Source organism: Heyndrickxia acidicola (assembly GCF_001636425.1).
GTDB classification, from domain to species: domain Bacteria; phylum Bacillota; class Bacilli; order Bacillales; family Bacillaceae_C; genus Bacillus_AE; species Bacillus_AE acidicola.
In genome coordinates this window covers 4,174,474-4,194,950 of record NZ_KV440953.1, presented here as the reverse complement: position 1 = coordinate 4,194,950, position 20,477 = coordinate 4,174,474, and the positions used below count along the sequence as shown (strand labels likewise).

The 20,477-nt window shown below is 44.6% G+C and carries 16 protein-coding genes and 1 pseudogene; 7 read left to right on the top strand and 10 right to left on the bottom strand.

Annotated features, from left to right (window positions below; translation table 11 throughout):
- Positions 1 to 53: 53 nt before the first annotated feature.
- The 3 genes from A5N88_RS19515 to A5N88_RS19505 all read right to left on the bottom strand — a co-directional run bounded on the left by A5N88_RS19515 (position 54) and on the right by A5N88_RS19505 (position 2,330).
- Positions 54 to 980, bottom strand: a complete 927-nt coding sequence (locus A5N88_RS19515; protein WP_198160327.1) for a polysaccharide deacetylase family protein — start codon at positions 978 to 980, stop codon at positions 54 to 56.
- A 295-nt stretch (positions 981 to 1,275) separates the two neighbouring features.
- Positions 1,276 to 1,953, bottom strand: a complete 678-nt coding sequence (locus tag A5N88_RS19510) for a CidB/LrgB family autolysis modulator (protein ID WP_066269131.1) — start codon at positions 1,951 to 1,953, stop codon at positions 1,276 to 1,278.
- Positions 1,950 to 2,330, bottom strand: coding sequence for a CidA/LrgA family holin-like protein (locus A5N88_RS19505; protein ID WP_066269128.1), 381 nt, complete (start codon positions 2,328 to 2,330; stop codon positions 1,950 to 1,952). The genes A5N88_RS19510 and A5N88_RS19505 overlap by 4 nt, the downstream gene beginning before the upstream one ends.
- 229 nt (positions 2,331 to 2,559) lie before the next feature.
- Between A5N88_RS19505 and cidR the strand changes: the two genes are divergently transcribed.
- Positions 2,560 to 3,474 (top strand): cidABC operon transcriptional activator CidR, encoded by a 915-nt coding sequence (gene cidR, locus A5N88_RS19500; RefSeq protein WP_066269126.1) that lies wholly within the window; start codon positions 2,560 to 2,562, stop codon positions 3,472 to 3,474.
- A gap of 274 nt (positions 3,475 to 3,748) precedes the next feature.
- Here the strand turns inward: cidR and A5N88_RS19495 are convergent, their stop codons facing one another.
- Both A5N88_RS19495 and A5N88_RS19490 read right to left on the bottom strand, forming a co-directional pair.
- The gene (locus A5N88_RS19495; protein WP_066269124.1) at positions 3,749 to 7,963 is read right to left on the bottom strand and encodes a S8 family serine peptidase; all 4,215 of its coding nucleotides are present in this window, start codon (positions 7,961 to 7,963) and stop codon (positions 3,749 to 3,751) included.
- A 489-nt stretch (positions 7,964 to 8,452) separates the two neighbouring features.
- Positions 8,453 to 10,468, bottom strand: a complete 2,016-nt coding sequence (locus A5N88_RS19490) for a penicillin-binding transpeptidase domain-containing protein (RefSeq protein ID WP_083953332.1) — start codon at positions 10,466 to 10,468, stop codon at positions 8,453 to 8,455.
- 169 nt (positions 10,469 to 10,637) lie between these two features.
- Here A5N88_RS19490 and A5N88_RS19485 point away from each other — a divergent pair, with 169 nt between their 5' ends.
- Together A5N88_RS19485 and A5N88_RS19480 are read left to right on the top strand one after the other, a co-directional pair.
- Positions 10,638 to 11,915, top strand: coding sequence for a C40 family peptidase (locus A5N88_RS19485; protein WP_232317597.1), 1,278 nt, complete (start codon positions 10,638 to 10,640; stop codon positions 11,913 to 11,915).
- Positions 11,916 to 12,047: 132 nt separating this feature from the next.
- Positions 12,048 to 12,700, top strand: a pseudogene (locus A5N88_RS19480) (hypothetical protein).
- Positions 12,701 to 12,818: 118 nt separating this feature from the next.
- Here A5N88_RS19480 and A5N88_RS19475 read toward each other — a convergent pair.
- Genes A5N88_RS19475 through nagA form a run of 3 tightly spaced genes read right to left on the bottom strand, consistent with a single transcriptional unit; the run spans position 12,819 to position 15,395 of the window.
- Complete coding sequence (locus A5N88_RS19475; RefSeq protein WP_066269117.1) at positions 12,819 to 13,529, bottom strand: GntR family transcriptional regulator; 711 nt, start codon at positions 13,527 to 13,529, stop codon at positions 12,819 to 12,821.
- Positions 13,522 to 14,247 carry a glucosamine-6-phosphate deaminase gene (nagB, locus tag A5N88_RS19470; protein WP_066269116.1) on the bottom strand — a complete coding sequence of 242 codons (726 nt, stop codon included), beginning with the start codon at positions 14,245 to 14,247 and terminating at the stop codon, positions 13,522 to 13,524. Before nagB ends, A5N88_RS19475 begins: the two co-directional genes overlap by 8 nt.
- Positions 14,248 to 14,249: 2 nt before the next feature.
- On the bottom strand, positions 14,250 to 15,395 hold the full coding sequence (nagA, locus tag A5N88_RS19465; RefSeq protein ID WP_066269110.1) for an N-acetylglucosamine-6-phosphate deacetylase: 1,146 nt from the start codon (positions 15,393 to 15,395) through the stop codon (positions 14,250 to 14,252).
- Between the two features lie 251 nt (positions 15,396 to 15,646).
- Here nagA and A5N88_RS19460 point away from each other — a divergent pair, with 251 nt between their 5' ends.
- From A5N88_RS19460 to A5N88_RS19450, 4 genes are all read left to right on the top strand, one after another.
- The gene (locus tag A5N88_RS19460) at positions 15,647 to 16,750 is read left to right on the top strand and encodes a GerAB/ArcD/ProY family transporter (protein ID WP_066269108.1); all 1,104 of its coding nucleotides are present in this window, start codon (positions 15,647 to 15,649) and stop codon (positions 16,748 to 16,750) included.
- Positions 16,751 to 16,849: 99 nt separating this feature from the next.
- Positions 16,850 to 16,990 (top strand): hypothetical protein, encoded by a 141-nt coding sequence (locus tag A5N88_RS25645; RefSeq protein ID WP_198160326.1) that lies wholly within the window; start codon positions 16,850 to 16,852, stop codon positions 16,988 to 16,990.
- Positions 16,987 to 17,493: a hypothetical protein gene (locus tag A5N88_RS25640; RefSeq protein ID WP_198160325.1), complete on the top strand. Its 507-nt coding sequence runs from the start codon at positions 16,987 to 16,989 to the stop codon at positions 17,491 to 17,493. The genes A5N88_RS25645 and A5N88_RS25640 overlap by 4 nt, the downstream gene beginning before the upstream one ends.
- Positions 17,494 to 17,615: 122 nt before the next feature.
- Positions 17,616 to 18,422, top strand: coding sequence for a DODA-type extradiol aromatic ring-opening family dioxygenase (locus A5N88_RS19450; RefSeq protein WP_066269103.1), 807 nt, complete (start codon positions 17,616 to 17,618; stop codon positions 18,420 to 18,422).
- A gap of 71 nt (positions 18,423 to 18,493) precedes the next feature.
- On the opposite strand, the gene A5N88_RS19445 is transcribed toward A5N88_RS19450, so the two are convergent.
- Positions 18,494 to 19,801 (bottom strand): MFS transporter, encoded by a 1,308-nt coding sequence (locus A5N88_RS19445; RefSeq protein ID WP_066269099.1) that lies wholly within the window; start codon positions 19,799 to 19,801, stop codon positions 18,494 to 18,496.
- Between the two features lie 18 nt (positions 19,802 to 19,819).
- Positions 19,820 to 20,377, bottom strand: a complete 558-nt coding sequence (locus A5N88_RS19440) for an ArsR/SmtB family transcription factor (RefSeq protein ID WP_066269097.1) — start codon at positions 20,375 to 20,377, stop codon at positions 19,820 to 19,822.
- Positions 20,378 to 20,477 lie beyond the last annotated feature (100 nt).

The following is a 20,477-nucleotide window of genomic DNA, read 5'->3' as shown; positions in this document are numbered from 1 at the left end:
TTTAAAAATAATGAAATGGACCTAGAAAATAGATAGATTACCAGTATTTAAACCTATAACTGATGATGATTCCTGAAATTCAACGGTGTGAGCGTATTTGTAAGGGCTTTGATGTCATAGCCGTTTGCCTTTAGATAGCGAATAATGGCAGGGACTGCGTCGCTTGTTGTCGATTTATCATGCATGAGAATAACCGGAGTAATGCCTCTATTCTTCAGGGCAGCAATCTGGCTGATCGTGTACTGGGCTGTTTTCGGACCGTTTAAGAATTTCCAGTCCAGGCTGTCAACATTCCAATCCCACAGATGGTACCCATGCTGATCCATGATTTTCATAAAAGGGGGTGTCATATAAGGAACACTTCCATATGGTGTGCGGATCATAATGGATGTTTTATGGGTAATGTCCTTCATGGTTGCTAAACAGGTTTTCATTTCACCATACGCAGAGGCTGGTGAATGGTAAAACTTGCTCACTTGGTGCGTTACGCCATGGCAGCCAATTCCAAAGCCTTCATTGGCCATTTTTTTAACTGCCTTTTGTTGGCCAAGCATATTATAATTCAGCATAAAAAAGGTCGCTTTAACATGGTACTGGTCCAGAATGCCAAGAAGGCGCATGGTGTTGGTATTCGGTCCGTCATCGAATGTCAGGTATGCTACTCTTTTTTTGGATTCATTTGATGAAGCGACTTTGGCTGAGGAAAGGATGTTTTTGTTTTGGCTGTTGGTTTGGCTGTTGGTTTGGCTGTTGCCGTCCTTGCTTGTTTTTGCTTCCTGCTGTTCCGGTTTGGTTGGAGTTTTTTCCGGATTGACTGTTTGGAGCTTTAGGGTCACCTTCTGATCTGACTCTTCTTTTTTAGGACTGGCATTCGCCACTGTTCGTCCTTTTTCCTGTTTTTCTGCTGTCAGGCTTAGACACCCAAACACGAGGGACAAAATTCCCGCAACAATAAACACAATGGACCATTTTTTTCTCAAGCCGCTCTCCCCTATCGGTGCTTTTTTCTTCATTTTAAACTAATTTTCTTCATATTTGTGAAATATTAGGAAAATAATTAGGAGGTTTTTAACAGGGGCGATTTACCGCTAATGGGGGAGGATTCGACAGGATGTCCTATGAGGGGCTGGAATGGTTTTGAGGTCTTGTTTTTTAGCTCTAAAAAGTAAAAAGAGCAAGCGAATCCGCTGCGGCGGATTTGCTTGCTCTTTCATTCTCTAAAGCATAGAAGGGGTCAGACCCCTAATTTGCGGTGAAGCACTAAAGTGCACTCAGTTAGAAGAGGGTTGCAATGATCGGAGAGGCACAGAATGAGATGATGGCTGCGAGCACCATGCAGACACTGGAGATGGCACCGGAGATGCTGCTCATTTCGAGTGCTTTGGAGGTACCGGCACCATGCGAGCTTGTGCCTAGTAGAACACCGCGGGCAATTTCACTGTTGATACGGAATATCCGAATAATCAATGGCCCAATAATGGTTCCAAGTATCCCGGTGATGATGACAAATACAGCTGTAACCGTTGGGATTCCGCCGATTTTTTGCGATACCCCCATCGCAATCGGGGTTGTCACTGAATACGGCATGATACTGTGGAGCAGCGAGCCGTTAAAGCCAAACAAGACAGCAAGGCAGGCTGCTGAAAAAATGGACATGAATGAACCAACAACCACTCCGGATAAGATTTCTCTAACGTGCTTTTTTAGTACCGGAAAGAATTTATATAAAGGAATGGCAAAAGCGACCGTTGCAGGCTGTAGAAGGCTTGTAAGGACTTTTGCTCCTCCATTGTAGGTGCTGTAAGAAATATGAGTGCATGCCAAAATGACAATTAAAATAAGCGGAGCGATCAAAAGCGGTGTTAAGAACGCTTTTCCTGTCCGCTTGTAGCACCATTTAGAGCCTGCATACACAGCAATGGTAGCTATAATAGCGATGAATCCTGAAATCATACTTGTTTTTCTTCCTTTCGTTTTACCAGTTTTCCTATTTGCTCTGCCAATAAACCAGATCCAATCATAACGATTAAAGAACTGGAAATAATAATCACTAGTATTTTCAGTCCGTTATCCATCAGCAAATGCTGGTACTGCATCATCCCCACTGCGGATGGAATGAAAAATAACAGAAGCTCAGCTAATAAAAAGCTCCCGCCGGTTTCAATCCAGCTTAGCTTGACGACCTTGGTCTGCAGCAGGATAAATAGCAGAATCAGACCAATGATGCTTCCTGGAATCTTGATATTAAGAGCTGTTGTCAATGCATTTAATGCATCTGCGAATAAAAATAATGCCAGCACCTGCAGGCATCCTTTTAGTATTTTCAACATATAAATCACCTTCTTATGTTCCGTTCTGGTTTTTGCCGTATGCTGTTTCTCCTTAGTACTTGTATAGATGGGGTAAAGCTGAAATGGTAATGAGTAAAAGCAGCAATTCAGGCAAAAGAGCCTGTAGAAAAGTTGTTACTAAAAGTGTACAACACACATCGGTATAGGTAAAATGAATATATAGAATGTTCATCATTCCTTTCATCTATGACTGCGGAGGTTTTATTAAGTGGATATTCAGCATTTGCAATATTTCGTGGCTGTCGCCATACATGGCAGTTTTACAAAAGCGGCACAAAAGCTTTATGTAACACAGCCCACGATCAGTAAGATGATTAAAAACATTGAAGAAGAGCTTGGAGTTACCCTGTTCGACCGCTCCGGCAAGCAAATCAAACTCACAGACGCCGGAAATGTCATTTTTACACAGGCACAAAATATCATTAAATCCTTTGAGAATTTATCGGATGAGCTGGATGACTTAATGAGCCTGAAAACAGGCTCTATTGCTATCGGCCTTCCCCCGATGATTGGTTCTCGGTTTTTTCCAAAAATCATACAGAAGTTTCATAAGCAGTACCCGAATATTTCCCTGCAGGTCGTGGAGGTCGGGGCGAAATCAGTGGAACTGGATATCAGCAATGGCACCTTGGATTTGGGGGTCGTGGTGCTTCCGACCAAAGAGAATCATTTCCATGCCTATTCGTTTGTAAATGAGAATTTAATGCTGTTGGTCCATCCTGATCATCACCTGGCTCAGAAAGACATTGTTACGTTATCGGAGCTGGAGGAAGAAACATTTATTCTGTTCAGCAAGGACTTTACCCTGCATGACCGGATTATAGAGGAATGCGTGCGTGTCGGATTTAATCCGAACATTATTTATGAAAGCTCGCAATGGGACTTCATCAGTGAAATGGTAGCCGCTGATCTTGGCATTGCTCTTCTGCCGGAAACCGTGACGCGGGCCGTTGACTCGGATAAGGTGCGGATTATCCCGCTCCATGAACCGGTGATTCCCTGGCATCTTGCGATTATCTGGAGGCGTGACCGCTACCTCTCCTTTGCGGCAAGAGAATGGCTGAGATTTACGAAGGAATTCCTTGGCGATCCGCTTGATTCACTCAAAAACCTAGAGGAGTAAGGGCAGGGAAGCGATTGTTTAACGCTTTAAAGCAAAGAAGGGGTCTGACCCCTTCTTTGCTTTAATGTAGTAAATTGCTGCTTCTTTCCCAATATTACCCTCAGTACCTTCTTTGCCAAGTTCTTTTTGTCTTCTAAAGGCTAAAAATTTAGTAATTCCAAAAATAATATAGAAAAAGGCTGCCTCATAATTGATCCATTAATCAATTGAGACAGCCTTTTCTTATCTATTCTTTTCTACTTGCTATGAATACAGCCATACCTTCTGCCTTCCCTCACTTGAACCGGTCATCGAACACCCTTGCAAGGTAAAGGGCGAAGTCTGCCCTTGTTACTTTTTTGCTGACGTTGAAGGAACCGTCCTTGTAGGGATTCATCACGTGATTGCTGACTGCGATACTAACGTATGGAGCAAACGGGTTTCCTTTCTTGACGTCTTTAAAGGTTTGGGACGCTGAACCCTCCAGCTCAAATGCCTGTACGAGCAGCTTTGCCAGTTCCCCCCGTGTGAGGGAGCCCTGGGGGTTGAACTTGCCCTTGCTTCCCGACATAAGCCCTTCATCCGTTAGAGCCGCAATCGCTTTGTAGCCTTCCGGATCTGACTTTTTCAGCTTGCTGATGTCTGAGTACTTGGGAGCAGGGAGATTGCTGGTGCTTAACCCCAATGCGCGTACCATCATCTTTGCTGCCTCTAAACGAGTCACATCCTTTGCCGGTTCAAACATGGTCGATGTGCCGCCGGTTAAAATGCCCATGACAGAAAGCGTATTGATTTCCTCGAATGCCCAGTGTGAGCGGCTGACATCCTTATAATGCTTGGGAGATCTGCTGGTTTTATAGACATCAAAGGTAGTTGTTGTCGTATGGCCTGCAGTATCCACAACTTTTACCGTATGGATATTGTGTCCCGAAGAAAGCTTCAGATCTGCAGAAATGGTTTTCTTAAAGTTGGTGACTCTGTAGGGTGATGATAGATTATGATGATAGATTTCATCATCGTCAAGATAAACTCTTACTCCATCAAATGCATCGGAAACCCCGATTGAAAGATGAATAGAATTTACATAGGATTTAACATAATGAGCATCGCTTAAAAAGACCTTCGGAGCAGTGGAATCCAGCAAAAACCTCTGGCTGATTTCCCCTTTGTTTCCGGCTCTGTCTACTGCCGCTGCCTGAATATCGTAGACACCGTCTTTTGTATAATGAATCGTTGTATTGAACAAATATTGGTCCTGGCTGCTGTCATACGTAAGCTTGACTGATTTGCCATTTACCTCAAAGGATCTCACGCCGGATTTGTCGGTGACATACCCCGTCACTTTCACATCCTTGCTGTCGGATACTCCCAGGTATTTGGGCGTCAGCATATGCACTTCAGGTTTCGTTTTATCCACAGCACCGCTTACTTCTGCAAAAGTTGCATTGCCAGCATTATCGACTGCCACAACCGTCAGCTCCTGATCAGAAGAAAGCTTTTTCTTTAACTGGTAGCTTGTATCTTTATCGGACAGATAAGCACCAACTGAGTTCCCGTCAATCAATACATCCCAGTAGGCAATCCCGCTTCCATTTTTATTGTCAGCAGCATGCGCTGTAACCGTTTGTGTTGCCCGATTGAAGCTCGCATCAACAGTCGGAGGGGTATCATCCACTTTTACAGGGAAATCAACGGTCTGCCACTTAGCGCCAGGGTAGTCAATCACGGATTGAACCTGATAATAGTATTGTCCCTCGGCAACAGGCTTGCCATTTACCGTTCCGTCCCATCCCCAGTCTGGGTCGAAGGTATAAGGATTGGCACTGTCATAGTTTTTTGATACGAAATTTTCCGTTCTAAGCGTCCTGATGACATGTTTATCTTTATCTAGCACATTGAATTTTACTTGTTTGGCATTCCGCAAGAAGGAGAGAATCGGAATGACATTATCCTGGCTGCCGTCTCCATTTGGAGAAAAGGCATCTCGGTTTGGATCAAGGTACAGCTTTCCTGGTGTCTTGCTTTCAGCCTGATAATCCTGGCCAAGAAAGTCAAAATCAGAGCCTGCGGACGTCCCAAGCCCTGTCATGCCATAGAAGGAATCTGCATCCCAATTTGGCTTGTCCAGAATCGGTGCTTTATCCCATTCCCCTTTAAAGCCAGAATACGGAACGTGTAAATCCGGATTGGTATCGGTAGGATCCTTGAGTGTCACAAATCCTTCGACCCAGTAGCCATTGACGAATTTACTCGCAAGTTCCTGATCAACACTTGTTAAATCAACCGTCACGGTAAAAGCCACGCTTCCATTGGCCGGAATTTCTATGGTGGTTTTATCGGAGCCATTCACGGTGGCGATAGCGCCAAGGTCTTTCGCAGCTACTGCATTCGGTTCAACGACTGTGATGCCGTTGTTATCTTCCAGATTATCCGTTTGGGCATTCGCCTGAACCTCATATTGCACAGCCTTGTCCGAAAAATTTTGTGCTTTTAACTGAAAGGTTGCAGTGTTTCCGTTTATTTGTTTTAACGCGACTTTTGCTTCATTCGTGGTTGTATTGGTTACAATGGTGGGTGTCGTAAGGGCATTGTTAATTTGCATTAAGCCTGCCCCCTGGCGCCTCGGCGATACATAGGTACCGCCAAAAAGGATCGGCTTCGCTGTGTTCATTAAAAGATTCTTCGCTCTTTGAACACGATCCCGATTCTTTAATTTGAATTCCTTATCCACTCGTTCAAGAACAATTGCAGCTCCGCCTGATACTTGCGGTGCCGCCATGGAAGTACCGCTCATGATTCCGTAGGAGTTGTCATTTAATGTCGATAAAATTTCACCGCCCGGTGCGGTAATGTCCGGTTTAAAATCAAGCTCTGGTGTGAGTCCCCACGATGAAAAGTCGCTCATTTTCCCGGCCTCTGGATTCGCCGTTTTTTGTTTTTCTCCATTAAAAGTAATGGTAACATCTTTTCCGCTATCCAGTGCAGCCCTCAGTTTATCCCCATCATTTTTCTGCATGAATAATTGTGGAATCGTGATTTTTGGATCCGTCGCCATGATCGTGAGACCATCTACATTATTATAAATAATGACTCCTTCTGCTCCGGCATTCTGCGCATTTAGGGCTTTATCGACAAAGCCAATCTGTCCGCGCTGGACAAGGGCAAATTTCCCTGTAAAGTCCTCGCCTTTAAAATCAGCAGGATTTCCAACTCCTGCAGGCACCACCTTAAAGGACTTTTGGACAAAGTCATTCGGATTGGCACTTCCTGCAGACGTGTAGACCGCGGTTCCTTTGTCTCCTCCCGCATCATATTGAAGATCATCCATATCCACAAAGCTATTTTCATAGGATGCTACTTCAATAGAATCAGTGGATAAACCGGGAGATGCGCTGACACCATAGTCAGGATTCTGGCCCAAAACCGATTGGTTGTCCCCAAAAAAGGCATCGTTTCCTGCAGAGATGGACATCAGTACGCCATTATCCACTGCGCGGGTAACCGCTTGCTGTTCTGGATCATCCGGAGAAGTAAATCCAGCCGAGGATCCGAGACTCATATTGATGACATCTGCCCCGAGCTTAATGGCATCATCCAGTGCCTTTATATAAATATCTCCATAAGTGGAGGTATTTTCAGGGTTATTGCTAAATACCTTTAATGCCAGGAGCTGGGCTTCGGGGGCAATCCCTTTAATTCCCCCGTTATCTTCGTCGCCGTTGGCTGCCACAATTCCGGATACATGCATGCCATGCATGGTTGCACCTGGGCCCAGGTCGCGGATTTCACTGTTTTGGTCCATGTAGTTATAGCCATACGGTACCTTGCTTGTATAATATTTTCCCGGAAGCTTATTCGCACTGATAATTTGGCTGACTTTATCCGGTGTAAGCTTTGGCTGGGTATCCTTTGAAAGGACCATGTCGCGGTGCGTGGAATCGATGCCCGTATCAATGATGCCGACCACCATTCCTTCCCCTTTGTAGCCGGAGGATTTCCATGCTTCCTGTGCCTGGACAAGCTCTTTGCTGTATTTCATCTCAGGCATTTCTGCAGGACGCTTATATTCATTTGCTATATATACTTTTTGTACGTCTGGTATTTGTTTAATCTGGTCAATATCTTTGTACTTTACTTCCGCGCTGAAGCCGTTGAGAACCGTTGTAAAGCTGTTGATATAGCTTGCCGCGACCGCTTTTTTTCTTATTTGATTCTTGACATCATCCTGCTTTTCAAGAGCATTTTGCTCAAGTGATTTCTTGGTGGAAAGACTCAGCTCACTGAATTTAACCCCTTTTTTCGTGGCATATGTAATGGATGGCGCGGATGTTAGCTCGACGATAATCCTTACCTTTTTATTCGGATCCATGGTCGGCTTTAACACTGGTTTCAGTATGCCTGCCCTTTTACCGGCTTCCGGCAGTACTTTGGCTGCTGCACCCGCTCCAAGAGCGGTGCTTGAAAAGGCAAAAAGCAGGATAAAAAGTAAGGCTGCACTTCTTTTTAACACATGTTCCCCCCCCAAATAATATTAGTCCAATAAGTAAAACTCGTAAAAATCCGCCTCCCCTTTTTATCACGTATTAATGACGAAATATTTTGTCAAAATATAACGTAACATATGTAAAATATATATGTAAATAATATTAACCCTACATTAATCAGTATATTTTTTGATGTTTTTTTACAAATTTCACACAGCAAAATTATATTCCAATAGCATTTCAATTTTGTCTAAAAAAGAAAAAGTCTCTTTTCTTAAACTTTTTTGCTTTTACCCGCGAAGTACAGCGATTATTCACAGTTATACTTAGGAGAAAGAACTTTTTTTAAAAAAAGATGTCCCGAAACAAGCCGTTTTTATGGAACTTGCCTATGGCGAAAAAGCAATAATCTTTAAGAAAACATCCAAGAAAAAACACGGGACAGCATCTTATCCCGTGTTTTTCTTATATCGGCTTTCCCCTCTTGATTGTTTAGCTGGATAGAAGCAAAGCCTTTATTTTTGGAATACATTAGCAACCTTTTGTACGACTGCATGGCTGCCGCCCAGATCCTGGACGCCTTCTACGAGCATGGCGATTAAAAGGGTTGGGTTTTTTTGGTCGTAGGCGACAAAGACTCCGTTTTCTTTGCCGTTTTTCTCCTGCTTGTCTTTTTTCAGTTCAGCTGTACCCGTTTTTCCGGCAATCTGCATGCCTGGGAGGTTGGCAAGATGTCCGGTACCGCGCGGGTCAATGACAACGGTTCTCATCATGTGAGCAATTTCTGAAGCCGTGGCAGGTTTAATGATGTTTTCTTTCCAATAAGATGTTTTCTCATTATTTAAGAGCAAATGCGGCTTTATCATGCTTCCATTATCAATAAACGGCGTATAGGCAACGGCAAGATGCAGGATGTTCAGCTGAACCTGTCCCTGGCCAAAGCCGCTGTCTGCCAATTGGCCTTCGCTGTTGAAGGTTCCCGTGGAAGAGATCTGCGAATCCTTAAGCGGATAATCAAATGGGATCGTTTGGCCGAAACCGAATTTCTTCAATCCATTGATGAACTTATCTGCCCCCATGTCAAGAGCGGTCTGTGCAAAGAAAATATTATCGGAATACATCATAGCTGTTTCCATGTTTTCCGGTGCATTGTTGACATCGACCCGGGTGACACTGTAGCTGCCCCAGCCCTTTTTGGTCCATGATCTTCCAATGATGGTTTTGGTATCACTTGGCTTGATGGTTCCGGTATCCAGTGCAATGGCTCCCGTAATTGGCTTCATCGAAGAGCCCGGTGCATAGGAAAGGGCGAAACGGTTAATTAAAGGCTGAAGCGGATCGTTTTGCAGCTTGCTGTAATCTTGTGACGACATGCCCAATTCGAACGCATTTGGATCGAACGCTGGTGTGCTCACGAGTGCAAGGACTTCCCCTGTTTTTGGATTGATGGCTGCTGAGGTTCCTGCATTATTTTGCATTTGCCCATAGATTTTCTTCTGAAGGTTGCCATCAATCGTTACCTTTATGTTCTCACCGTTTTGAACCTTTTGCTCTGCCACGACATTCTTTACTTTTCCATCGCTTGCGACAATTTCTATTTTCTCACCCGGCTTTCCGCGGAGCTTGAGGTCATACAGCTGTTCGAGGCCCCGTTTTCCAATCAGGCTGCTCGCTGTATAGCCTTCATTCTTATGAGCGGCAAGCTCCTCTGCCGTGATAGGGCCTACATAGCCGACTAAATGGGAGGCTGCTTTGCCCAAAGGATAAACCCTTGCTTCAGCTGCCTGCTTGTCCACGCCCGGCAGCTTAAAGAGCTGTGGAATAAGCTTGTTCTGGTCAGGAGAGAGCTTTTTAATGGGAACAAAGGATTGCGGCTGCACCCATGAAGCCTTTAACTGCTGGTCTATTTCTGCTGCAGGTAATCCAAGCAGCTGCGAAAGCTTTGTCTCCACTTGCTTTTCGTGCCCCTTCATTTGTTCTGGGACAATTCCAATTTCATTCACGGTTCCGTTTGCTGCCAGCTTGCTTCCGTTTCGATCCATTATTTCCCCGCGTACCGGATTTTCCGTTACAGGCTGGATCGTATCACCCTTAGCAAGACCCGGCAGAATAAAGGAAGGCGTCCAATCAACAAACCAGTTGGTCTGCTTGTCCACTTCCTTTTTCTCCATCACCATGTTCTCTGTATAATGGATCGGCCCTGCCATGGTATCAAAAGAAATAGTGACTGGGATGGTTACCTTATTATTTTTCTTATAGTCCGCTTCCTTTACGGGCTTGTATGTAACCTTTAGGTTTTTCACATCCAAGCCTTTGTAAATTTTCGGATAGCGGTCGACAAAATCAGCAGGCTTGGTATCTTTTGTTGCACTGGAAGATAGATAGCCCTGATACATGTCTTTGAAATCATTGTTTTTCCAAAGCTTCACATATTGTGAAAGCCTTTCATTTGGCGTTGGGACCTGCGTACATGCGGAAAGAGCCATAACGGCAAGCAATATGACGGCAAGCCCGACAATGCGTTTCCCCAAAAAAAACACCTCCATTTGTTATACCCCTTCCTATTATAATGCTAAAATTCCACATTATTCAAAAAAACACGACGGGACTTTTGTCCTTTTCGACAAAAACGGGGCTATCTTTTAACGGTAAATTTGGTAGAATAATAGAATAAATGAATTTTTTGGGAGGGAAACCATTGTGAAAAAGACCATTTTGTCGGTTGCCGCGACGACACTTATGGCATCAGGCTTTACGGGACAGGCCTTTGCTGCAACCTACAAGGTTCAATCCGGTGATTCACTTTACACGATTTCAAAAAAGTATGGAACAACCATCCAGGAACTGAGGAATTGGAACCATTTAAACAGTGATGTCCTTTATCCTATGCAAATTTTAACGGTCCAACAAACCTCATCCTCCGTCTCAAAGCCTGCTGCAAGCGTAAAAACGTATAAAGTAAAATCTGGGGACACACTGAGTGCCATTGCGCTGAAATATTCTGTTACGGTCGCACAGCTAAAATCCTGGAATAAGCTCAGCTCGGATCTTATACATATTGGCGATACCTTAAAGATATCCGGTTCTGCCGCTGCATCTTCCAGCACAGCATCCATTGCCAGTACAAAAACCGCTCCTGCATCTTCTGCAAAAACGTATAAAGTCACATCCGGTGATTCTCTCAGCAAGATTGCATCAAAGTTTAAGGTTACTGTCGCACAATTGAATTCCTGGAACCAATTAAAAACAGACGTTATTAAAATCGGACAAGTGCTGAACGTGGCGAGCCCGGCAGCTGTACCTGCTTCTCCTGTAACAACAACTGGAGGCTCATCAAAGCCTGCTGCACCGCCCGCCACTGGACAAACGGGCATCTACGTTGTTAAATCAGGAGACAGTCTTTCTGTTATTGCAAAAAATGCAGGCATGAGTGTAGCCGATCTAAAAAAGCTGAACACTTTGACGAGTGACAATATTTACGCTGGCCAAAAGCTCATTGTATCCAACAGTACGACGATTGCCCAAACGCCTCCGAGCTCGGGCAAAGGTACAATATCGTCTCCTCCTCCAACAGGCTCCGGCCAAACAAGTGCAAGTACTGCCAGCTTCTCCGTTGATAAACTGATCAGTGCAGCCAAAGGCGTAATCGGAACTCCTTATGTTTGGGGAGGTTCTACACAGTCAGGCTTTGATTGCAGCGGTTTCATCTATTATGCCTACAATAAGGCAGGCTACCAGGTCTCTCGCATGTCCAGCGACAGCTACTACAGCCGTTCTTCATATGTAACAAAGCCTCAGCCAGGCGATCTTGTCTTCTTTGAGGGTACCTATCAAAGTGGTATTTCCCATTTGGGAATTTATTTAGGGAACCAGCAGTTCATTCACGCCGGTGACAACGGTGTTGAAATTTCTTCCCTTGATAATTCATATTGGAAATCCCATTTTGACAGCTTTAAACGCTTTTATGATTTGCAATAGAAATTCGATAGGACAGACTTGCTTTTGCAGTCTGTCTTTTTTTCTATACATCATCCTTTCACAAGCGGATTTTGTTACAATACAGGCAAGAAGAATCGGCAGGCCTTAGAAAGAAAAGATAGGAGGAAAAAGATGAGCAGACAGAATGTTATCTCAGAGTGCGCAGAAAAAATTATGAATATTCGCATAGATCATCCGTTACGGGTAGGCGTCAGCGGCATTACTGCATCAGGAAAGACGACTCTTGCCAACGAGATTGCCCGTGAACTTCAGGCAAGAGGGAGAAAGGTGATCAGAACCAGTATTGATCAATTTCATCATCCCATATTCGCTATCGGCGGGGAAAAAACTCTGCGATCGGATATTACGAGGATGCACATGACTACAAAGCGTTTATAGAAAAGCTTCTCCTTCCTCTGGGGCCGGGCGGTAATCTTCAATATCAAACCATTTCCCTTGACCTGGAAAAGGATCAATATGTGGATGCAAAAGCCCAGACTGCATCAAAGGACATGATTTTTATTATGGATGGAACCTTTCTTTTTAAAAAGGAGCTACGCCCATATTTTGATTATAAGCTATTTGTGGATGCTGATTTTGAGGCTGCCAGAAAAAGAGGTGCTGAACGTGAAGCAGAAGCTTTTGGCAGTATGAAGAATGCCGAAGACATGTTTCGCAGCCGCTACCATGCCGCCTGCGAGCTTTATATAAAGGAACATGCTCCCAAGCAGTACGCAGATCTCGTTATTCAAAATAATGATGTGGCTAATCCTTATTTCGGTTAAGCTTTTTCACTGTGTGATTGAAAAGCTAATGAAAAGGAGTCCGCCCCATTTTTAAAAAGCAGCGTCCCAAATGGAGATCGCTGCTTGCTTATAATTGTGTTTTTTTTTCAAAAAAACCTTATAAATAAAACTTGAAACGGTTCCCCGCATAGAAGGAATGAACATATTCAAATGGCAAGCCGTTTTTAAGAGACGCCACCCGCTCAATGAGCAAAATCGGCGATCCAGGAGCAATGTCAAGGAGCTCAGCCGTACGCTCATCTGCACTGACCGCCTCGATGGACTGCCTGGCTTCTCCGAACTGGAGGCCCGCTTTCTCCTGAAGGAATTGATACAGGGAATGCTCAGCCGCCGCCTTTGTCAGCCCCTTTGCAAGACTTTTCGGGATGACCGAGGTCTCAATGGCAATCGGAATCTCATTGCCAAGCCGAATTCTTTCTAGGTGGATGACCCTTGACCCTGTCTCTATCTCCAGAACATTCGCTTCCGTTTCGGTCGCCTTCCGTTCTGTAAAAGAAAGAACTCTGGCAGCTGCCTTCATCCCTGTCGATTCCATGAGCCGGGTGAAACTCATCATACTTTGCAGCGGCTGTTCAACTTTTTGATCATTCACATACGTGCCGCTGCCCCGTTTTCTTACCAGGATTCCTTCATCCACCAGGCCCTGAATCGCCTGGCGAATGGTCATGCGGCTGACCTCAAAAGCCTCTGTCAATATTCTTTCGGAGGGAATAACAGAACCTCGCTCCCACTCCTGCTTTTTTATCTTTTCTCGAACATACTCTTGAATTTGAAAATAGATCGGGATTGGCGAATTTTTATCAATCATGGTACAGGCCCCGTTTTAAAAGAGAGGCCGCTTCTTCATCCGCAAATACCAAGACATTCGGATGCGTTTGAAGGACAGATGCTGGATGATTAATATCCACACTTCCTTCCACCATCTGCTGGACCGCTTCCGCCTTTTGGCTCCCGAACGCGAGGAGGATGATTTTTTTAGCAGAAAGGATCGATTTAATTCCCATAGACAATGCCTGAACCGGTACATCCGTTTCCCTTTCAAAAAAGCGCTTGTTCGCTTCCCTAGTGGATTCCGTCAGGTCGACAACATGCGTTTCGGAATCAAATGAAGTCCCTGGTTCGTTAAAACCGATATGTCCGTTTGCTCCGATTCCCAGTACCTGAATATCAACAGGATGTTCACGAAGAATATTTTCGTAGCGCTGGCACTCCTCTTCTAGATCCAAGGCTGTGCCATTTGGCAAAAATGATTGCTTAAAGGAGAGGTGAGAAAATAATTCGTCCTCCATGTAATAATGATAGCTGTGCGGATCATCAGCCGGCATTCCGGCATATTCATCCAGGTTCACAGTCGTAATATTGGACACATCTAATTTTGCTTCTCGCATTTCTTTATACAGCATCAAAGGAGTGCTTCCGGTAGCAAGTCCAAGCGTCCGGACGCTCCCTGCCTCAATCCCCTCCCGGATGGTTTCAAATGCTTGTTTTGCTGCCTGCTCTTTTGTTTCAAAAACACGAATTTCCATGTTTATTCCTCCCTTTGATGACGTTTTCCCAGATGATACGTTTCTTTTACCTGAAGCTTATCGTTCAATAAAACAAAGTCAGCATCTCTTCCTGGCAAAAGCTTCCCTTTTGAATTTAGCCCAAATTCCTCTGATTGATTGACAGACGTCATTTGGACCGCTTCTTCAATGGAACAGCCTGTAAACTGAATGATGTTTCGGAAAGCCTGGTCCATCGTTAATATACTTCCCGCTAGTGATCCGTTTTCAAGCCTTGCCTCTCCATTTTTCACCATGACTTTTTGACCGCCAAGCTCTGATTCCCCGTCTGGCAAACCCTTAGCACGCATGGCATCGGAGATTAATGAAATGCCTTTTGCTCCTTTCATCCGATAAGCAAGGTTCACCATATCAGGATGGATGTGGATTCCATCCGCAATGATTTCTGCCTGGATTGAATCCTCCAACAGTGCATGCCCTGCTACGCCCGCTTCCCTGTGATGGAGTCCGCGCATGCCATTGTAGAGATGGGTCGCGTGTGTCGTCTTGCTATTCATCAGTTCTTCTCTCACTGCATCCGAGTGCCCCATGGAAGGAACGATGCCTTTTTCCAGCATGACACATTCAAATTCCTGCGCCCCATTCCGTTCCGGCGCATAGGTCACAAGCTTAATTTGTTCTCCTGATGCTTCGTGCCATTTTAAAAACAGCTCGATATCCGGTTCCGAAATATATTCAACAGGCTGTGCACCTGCTCTTTTTTCCGAAATAAAAGGACCCTCAAGGTGTATTCCTTCAATCGTCGTTCTGCCTGTTTCCTTAGCTGCTTTCACCGAAAGAAGAGCCTTCTCAATCGCTTCATAATCCTGAGTAATGGTTGTCGCGAAAAAAGAAGTCACTCCTTCGCCAAGCAGTTTATTGCTTAGAACCTCTAGTGCTTCAGGGTTTGCATCCATCGTGTCAATTCCGAATCCGCCATGTATATGGATATCAATCATTCCTGGAATGATCGTTTGGCCTTTGGCATCAAGAACCTTTTCAGCCTGTTCGAGTTTATATTCATCCATGGATCCCACCTGGATAATGGTGTCCTTGAAACGGATAAATCCATTCTTGATTCGCTTTTCGCCTGTATAAATGTCTGCATTTATCATGACGCGTGTGTCCATTTTCATCCACCTCATTATCGTTACTAACGTAATGTTATATAGTTGTCTATACCAATTATTTTACTTTTATTGCGTTTTGTCAAGATGACTCCTTATTTACCGTTCCCAATCAGACAGTAAATTATTTGGTGTTGCGATCATCATTTCTTCATTTGCATATAGGGTTATCCGTTTTTCAGGCTGTTTTCATAATATGCTCTTAAAATGCCCATACTAGCTAGAAGAGTTTCAATCATGTTGGAGGATGAAGTATGAAGCCAATTCCCGATAGCCGTAAAATATCCCCTTTCCTCGTCTTTTTCCTTATGGGCAACCAGGTTGGAATAGGGGCGATGGGATTTCAGCGCATTATTGCACGTATTGCAGGATATGATGGCTGGATTTCCGTCATCCTCGCCGGTCTCAGTACAAATCTGGTGGTATGGTTTATGTACAGGCTGATGGAAAAAAGCAGCGGAGACCTCAATGATACTCATTTCAGCCTAATGGGTAAATGGATAGGCGGTTTCTTTAGTTTCATATGGTTTGCCTACTTTATGTCCATAAGCATTACTCTTTTACGCTCTTATATTGAAGTAGTGGAAGTTTGGATGTTTCCCGATTTCAGTACCTTTTGGTTTGGCACTGCTTTTTTGCTGCTATGTATCTATATCATATTTGGAGGCTTTCGAACCATTGCTGGTGTATCCTTCTTTGCATTTGTTCTTCCTTTTTATATTATCTTTATTTTTGGCCTGGCATTGCAATTTCATGATTTCCGTCACTTCCTGCCTCTTTTTGACCATTCGGGAAAAGAAATTTTACTGGCTTCTCAGGATATGTCTTTAACCTATTTAGGCTATGAATCCGTACTATTCTTTTATCCTTTTATAAAAAATCCTGAAAGATCGAAGAAGTGGATTCATTTAGGAATAGGATTTACTACCCTTTTATACACATATGTCACCTTTGTTTCCTTTGCATTTTTTACACAGGAGCAATTGATTAAGGAAATATGGCCTACTTTATCCGTTTTTAAAATAATTGACCTTCCAGTTGTAGAGCGCTTTGAATATATCGGAATAGCAAACTGGTGCCTCATTATTTTGCCGAATGTCTGTACCTATATCTGGTGTGCGTCGCGGATTTTAAAAAGGACAGTGAAGCTCAACCAGCGAATTGGCGTTGTCCTCATTTGCATGGTTTGCCTATTCTGCCTGCCTTTTTTAAAAACACGTCTGCAAATTGATTCCCTGCTTCAGACGCTTTCAGAATTCGGATTCCTGCTGAATTATATTTATGTGCCGCTTCTTTGTATAACAGTCATCCTAGTGAAAAAAGTGAAGAATTCAAAACAGGCTTCTCTGCCAAAATGATTGTGGCAAATGCTCTATTCTTCCTGCAGGTTGCTTTCCGCTGCATGTTGAGGGCTGAATCCATTCTCTTAGTAAAACCCCCGTAGTGATCTGAATTCTATGTGGATTGGAGCGGAAGGCACGAGACTCCTGCGGGATCAGCGTGTTTGCGGAGACCCAGCAGGAGCTTGCGACGAGGAGGCTCCGCAACCGCCCCGCGGAAAGCGAGTGCCTGCAGCGCAAATCAACCCAGCAGGATGATCAGAACGCTGCCTATGTCTATGTGCATTCCCAATTTGGATTTAATTCAAAGGTTGATTGGCGCGGAAGAAGCGAGACTCCTGCGGGATCAGCGTGTTTGGGGAGACCCCGCAGGAGCGCAGCGACGAGGAGGCTCCGCAACCGCCCCGCGGAAAGCGAGTGCCTCCAGCGCAAATCAACCCAGCAGGATGATCAGAACGCTGCCTATGCCTATGTACATTCCCAATTTGGATTTAATTCAAAGGTTGATTGGCGCGGAAGAAGCGAGACTCCTGCGGGATCAGCGTGTTTGGGGAGACCCCGCAGGAGCGCAGCGACGAGGAGGCTCCGCAACCGCCCCGCGGAAAGCGAGTGCCTCCAGCGCAAATCAACCCAGCAGGATGATCAGAACGCTGCCTATGCCTATGTACATTCCCAATTTGGATTTAATTCAAAGGTTGATTGGCGCGGAAGAAGCGAGACTCCTGCGGGATCAGCGTGTTTGCGGAGACCCAGCAGGATGATAATCGCATTACCAATATCGAATTGGAAACAGCAGGATGAATCGCTCCTTCATAAAAGGAAAATAACAAAAAATGTCGTATCTATACTAGGACGAGCTTTAGGAGCAGAGGAGTTGTAAAAGATGAACCCATTTGTTTTTGCGTGTATTGCTCCCCACGGCGGGGAAATCATTCCGGAGCTGAAAGGAAGCCATCCCTCACGTATGCAAAAAACACGAGACAGCATGCAGGAGCTTGGAGAAAGAATGCAGGCGGCAAAACCGGATGCCATTATCGTTTTGACACCTCATGGAACAAGAGTAGAAGGCTTTTTTTCCATCAGCAACAGTGAGCGCATGGAAGGCATTGTGGAAGAAAACGGCAGTGTCTATCGCATGGAACGCCTGGTGGAACGGAACCTTGCCTTAAGCATCACAGAGGCTGCCAAGGAAAATGCGCTCCCTGCCGCTACGATCAATTATGGTACAAGCGCCGGTCCCATCTCCTGCCTCCAGCTGGATTGGGGAGCCATCGTGCCGCTTTCCTTTATGCCGGATGTACCCATTGTCGTCATTACCCCTTCACGCGAGGTGCCGCTCGATGTCCATTATCGTTTTGGAGAGGTTCTCGCCCAGGCTGTAAAACGGACAAAGCTGAGAGTAGGCTTGATTGCAAGCTGCGACTGGTCACACGCTCATCATGAAAGCGGACCGTATGGATACAACCCTGCAGCGAAGCTATTGGATGAAGATGTTGTGACACTGATCAAGTCCGGACAACTCGAGAAGATGAGCGAATTTGACCCGGAATATGTAGATGCAGCAAAGCCGGACGGCATCTGGCAAACCATGATTCTGGCAGGCACCATTCCTGCAGACATCCGACATACTGATCTTCTTTCATATGAAGTGCCCACCTACTTCGGGCTCATCTGTGCGGAAATTCATTAAAAGGCTAAAGGCGTAAGTTGGCACTGACCTCTTTTGCCTTTAGCCTTTCTATTTTAAAGCAGAGAAGTATTTTATTTTTCCAGCGCTGCAGCCGCTTGAAGCTTCTTTTCTTTTTGATAGCCTTCATCCAGTCCTTTAATTTCCGGCTTCAACCACAAGAGAAGCGACAGAAGAATCCAGCTAATGCCGATGGCAATGTAGAAAAGACGGATTCCTCCAGCTTCCCCTGAACCAAGCCACCCTCCTAAAAGCTGCTGCCCCATCTGTCCTTTTTCCATAAGTGGTGCAAGAATTTTTTCCTCCAATGGCCCTGAAAGCAAGTAAGAAACCGGCATCAGGGACATTGCAATCATTCTTCTTAGGGCAAACACCCGTCCTTGGATATTTGTCTCTACCTTGCTTTGCCAAATGACCTGTGAGCAGCTGTTGCCAAAAGGAAGAAAGAAGAAGCTGAGAAACAAGAACACACTGATGGAAAAGATGGATTTATTGACTCCAATCAGGGTAAAAAAGAAGGCACTGATGACACCAAAGAACAGAACGCCAAGCGCTTTTCTTTTCGGACCTCCCCATGCGCTCATGACCGCCCCTCCGGCAACCATGGCTGTGCCTAAACAAGATAGGACAAACCCTAAGTCCCTGGTTGTTCCTAGTGAGAGGATAAGCGGCTGTGTATAGACATTGACGAAGCCAAACAGGAAATTGGTAAAAGCAAAATAGGTTAGGAGCCACAGCAGTCCTTTATGCTGTAAAAGATAGTCGAGCCCTTCTTTCATTTCCTGCAAGATTGATTGTTTTTTGGAGGTTTCCGTTTGCATTCTAGTATGAGGAATTGGAATGAAGAGGATTGAAAAGATCGCAAGGAAGAAGGAAAAGAAGTCTATGATGAAGATCCCCTTCAGGTGGATCAGCGGCAATAAAATGCCTGCAAGCGGCGGTGCGATAATGGAGCCGGATGCATCCGACAATTGGATTAAACCATTCGCCCGGCCCAGATGCTTTTTTTCAACGAGCTGTGAAACAATGGCCTGATAGGCAGGAAACTGAATAATCCCTGCAATCGAGGACAAGGCTACTGAGAGATAAATTTGCCAAAGCTCCAGATGGGAGAAAAACAAAATGGCTGCAATCCCCAATGTGGAAAAACCAGCAAGAAGATCGCTGGCAATCATCATGCGCTTCCGGCTCCACTTATCGACCAGAACACCAGCTAAGGGTGCCAGCACCAGTCCAGGCACCGTCATACATAAAAGAATGAAGGAAAACTGCGAAACAGATCCTGTTTTCTGCAGGACGTACACCCCAAGGGCAAAGGAGGTCAAACTCGAACCAATCAAAGAGCCGAACTGTCCTGCCCAGATTGCGATAAACGATTTCATTTCCTGTTCTTCCTTTCTCTAATCAGATTCCTTTTTATAAACAGACAATACAATTTCATATTGCGACTTCATCTCATCTGTCTCTCTTTCTTTTACTTTTTGATGCCATTTTTCTCCGAGAGACTTTATTTCCTTTGTCAGTTCCTCTTTTTCGGAAGCCGTTAAATGCAGATGATATACATCGAGCATACTGTTTTCAGCTTCCTCTGCCATTGCCTGCAAAAAACCTTTTCTAAATTCCGTAAGAGTTTGGTTAATGATTTTTTGCTTGCCCTCCAGTTGAGTGTCCATATCTTTTAAGACGATACGAAAATCCTTTGCAACAGGCAGATAGTATTTCTCAACAATTCCATTGACCTCATTTGTGCCGGTTAGACCTAGGAGGCCTGCTTTCACCAGTTCACGGACGTGGTAATGAACCTTGGAGGCAGGGAGATTCATCTGGTCTGCCAGCTGCTTGGCAGTGCGTGGAACTTGATTATCCGTATATTGAGACAGAATTCTCCTTCTTAATTCATGGGAAAGTACTTTTGCTTGTTCAAATGAGGTGATATCCAAAACGTCAAGCTGTTTCATTGCTGCACAAATCCTTTCTAATTTTATTAAACGTACAAATTTATTTGAACGTTTAATTTAATTTGATTATATATCCTCATCTGTTAATTATCAATCTATT

What these genes read in the sequence shown, in the direction of transcription:
- A5N88_RS19510 (WP_066269131.1), bottom strand. Translation starts at nt 1,953, where the DNA reads ATGATTTCAGGATTCATCGCTATTATAGCTACCATTGCTGTGTATGCA.
- A5N88_RS19505 (WP_066269128.1), bottom strand. Translation starts at nt 2,330, where the DNA reads ATGTTGAAAATACTAAAAGGATGCCTGCAGGTGCTGGCATTATTTTTA.
- A5N88_RS19475 (WP_066269117.1), bottom strand. Translation starts at nt 13,529, where the DNA reads ATGATTGATAAAAATTCGCCAATCCCGATCTATTTTCAAATTCAAGAG.
- nagB (WP_066269116.1), bottom strand. Translation starts at nt 14,247, where the DNA reads ATGGAAATTCGTGTTTTTGAAACAAAAGAGCAGGCAGCAAAACAAGCA.
- nagA (WP_066269110.1), bottom strand. Translation starts at nt 15,395, where the DNA reads ATGGACACACGCGTCATGATAAATGCAGACATTTATACAGGCGAAAAG.
- A5N88_RS19460 (WP_066269108.1), top strand. Translation starts at nt 15,647, where the DNA reads ATGAAGCCAATTCCCGATAGCCGTAAAATATCCCCTTTCCTCGTCTTT.
- A5N88_RS25645 (WP_198160326.1), top strand. Translation starts at nt 16,850, where the DNA reads ATGTGGATTGGAGCGGAAGGCACGAGACTCCTGCGGGATCAGCGTGTT.
- A5N88_RS25640 (WP_198160325.1), top strand. Translation starts at nt 16,987, where the DNA reads ATGATCAGAACGCTGCCTATGTCTATGTGCATTCCCAATTTGGATTTA.
- A5N88_RS19450 (WP_066269103.1), top strand. Translation starts at nt 17,616, where the DNA reads ATGAACCCATTTGTTTTTGCGTGTATTGCTCCCCACGGCGGGGAAATC.
- A5N88_RS19445 (WP_066269099.1), bottom strand. Translation starts at nt 19,801, where the DNA reads ATGAAATCGTTTATCGCAATCTGGGCAGGACAGTTCGGCTCTTTGATT.
- A5N88_RS19440 (WP_066269097.1), bottom strand. Translation starts at nt 20,377, where the DNA reads ATGAAACAGCTTGACGTTTTGGATATCACCTCATTTGAACAAGCAAAA.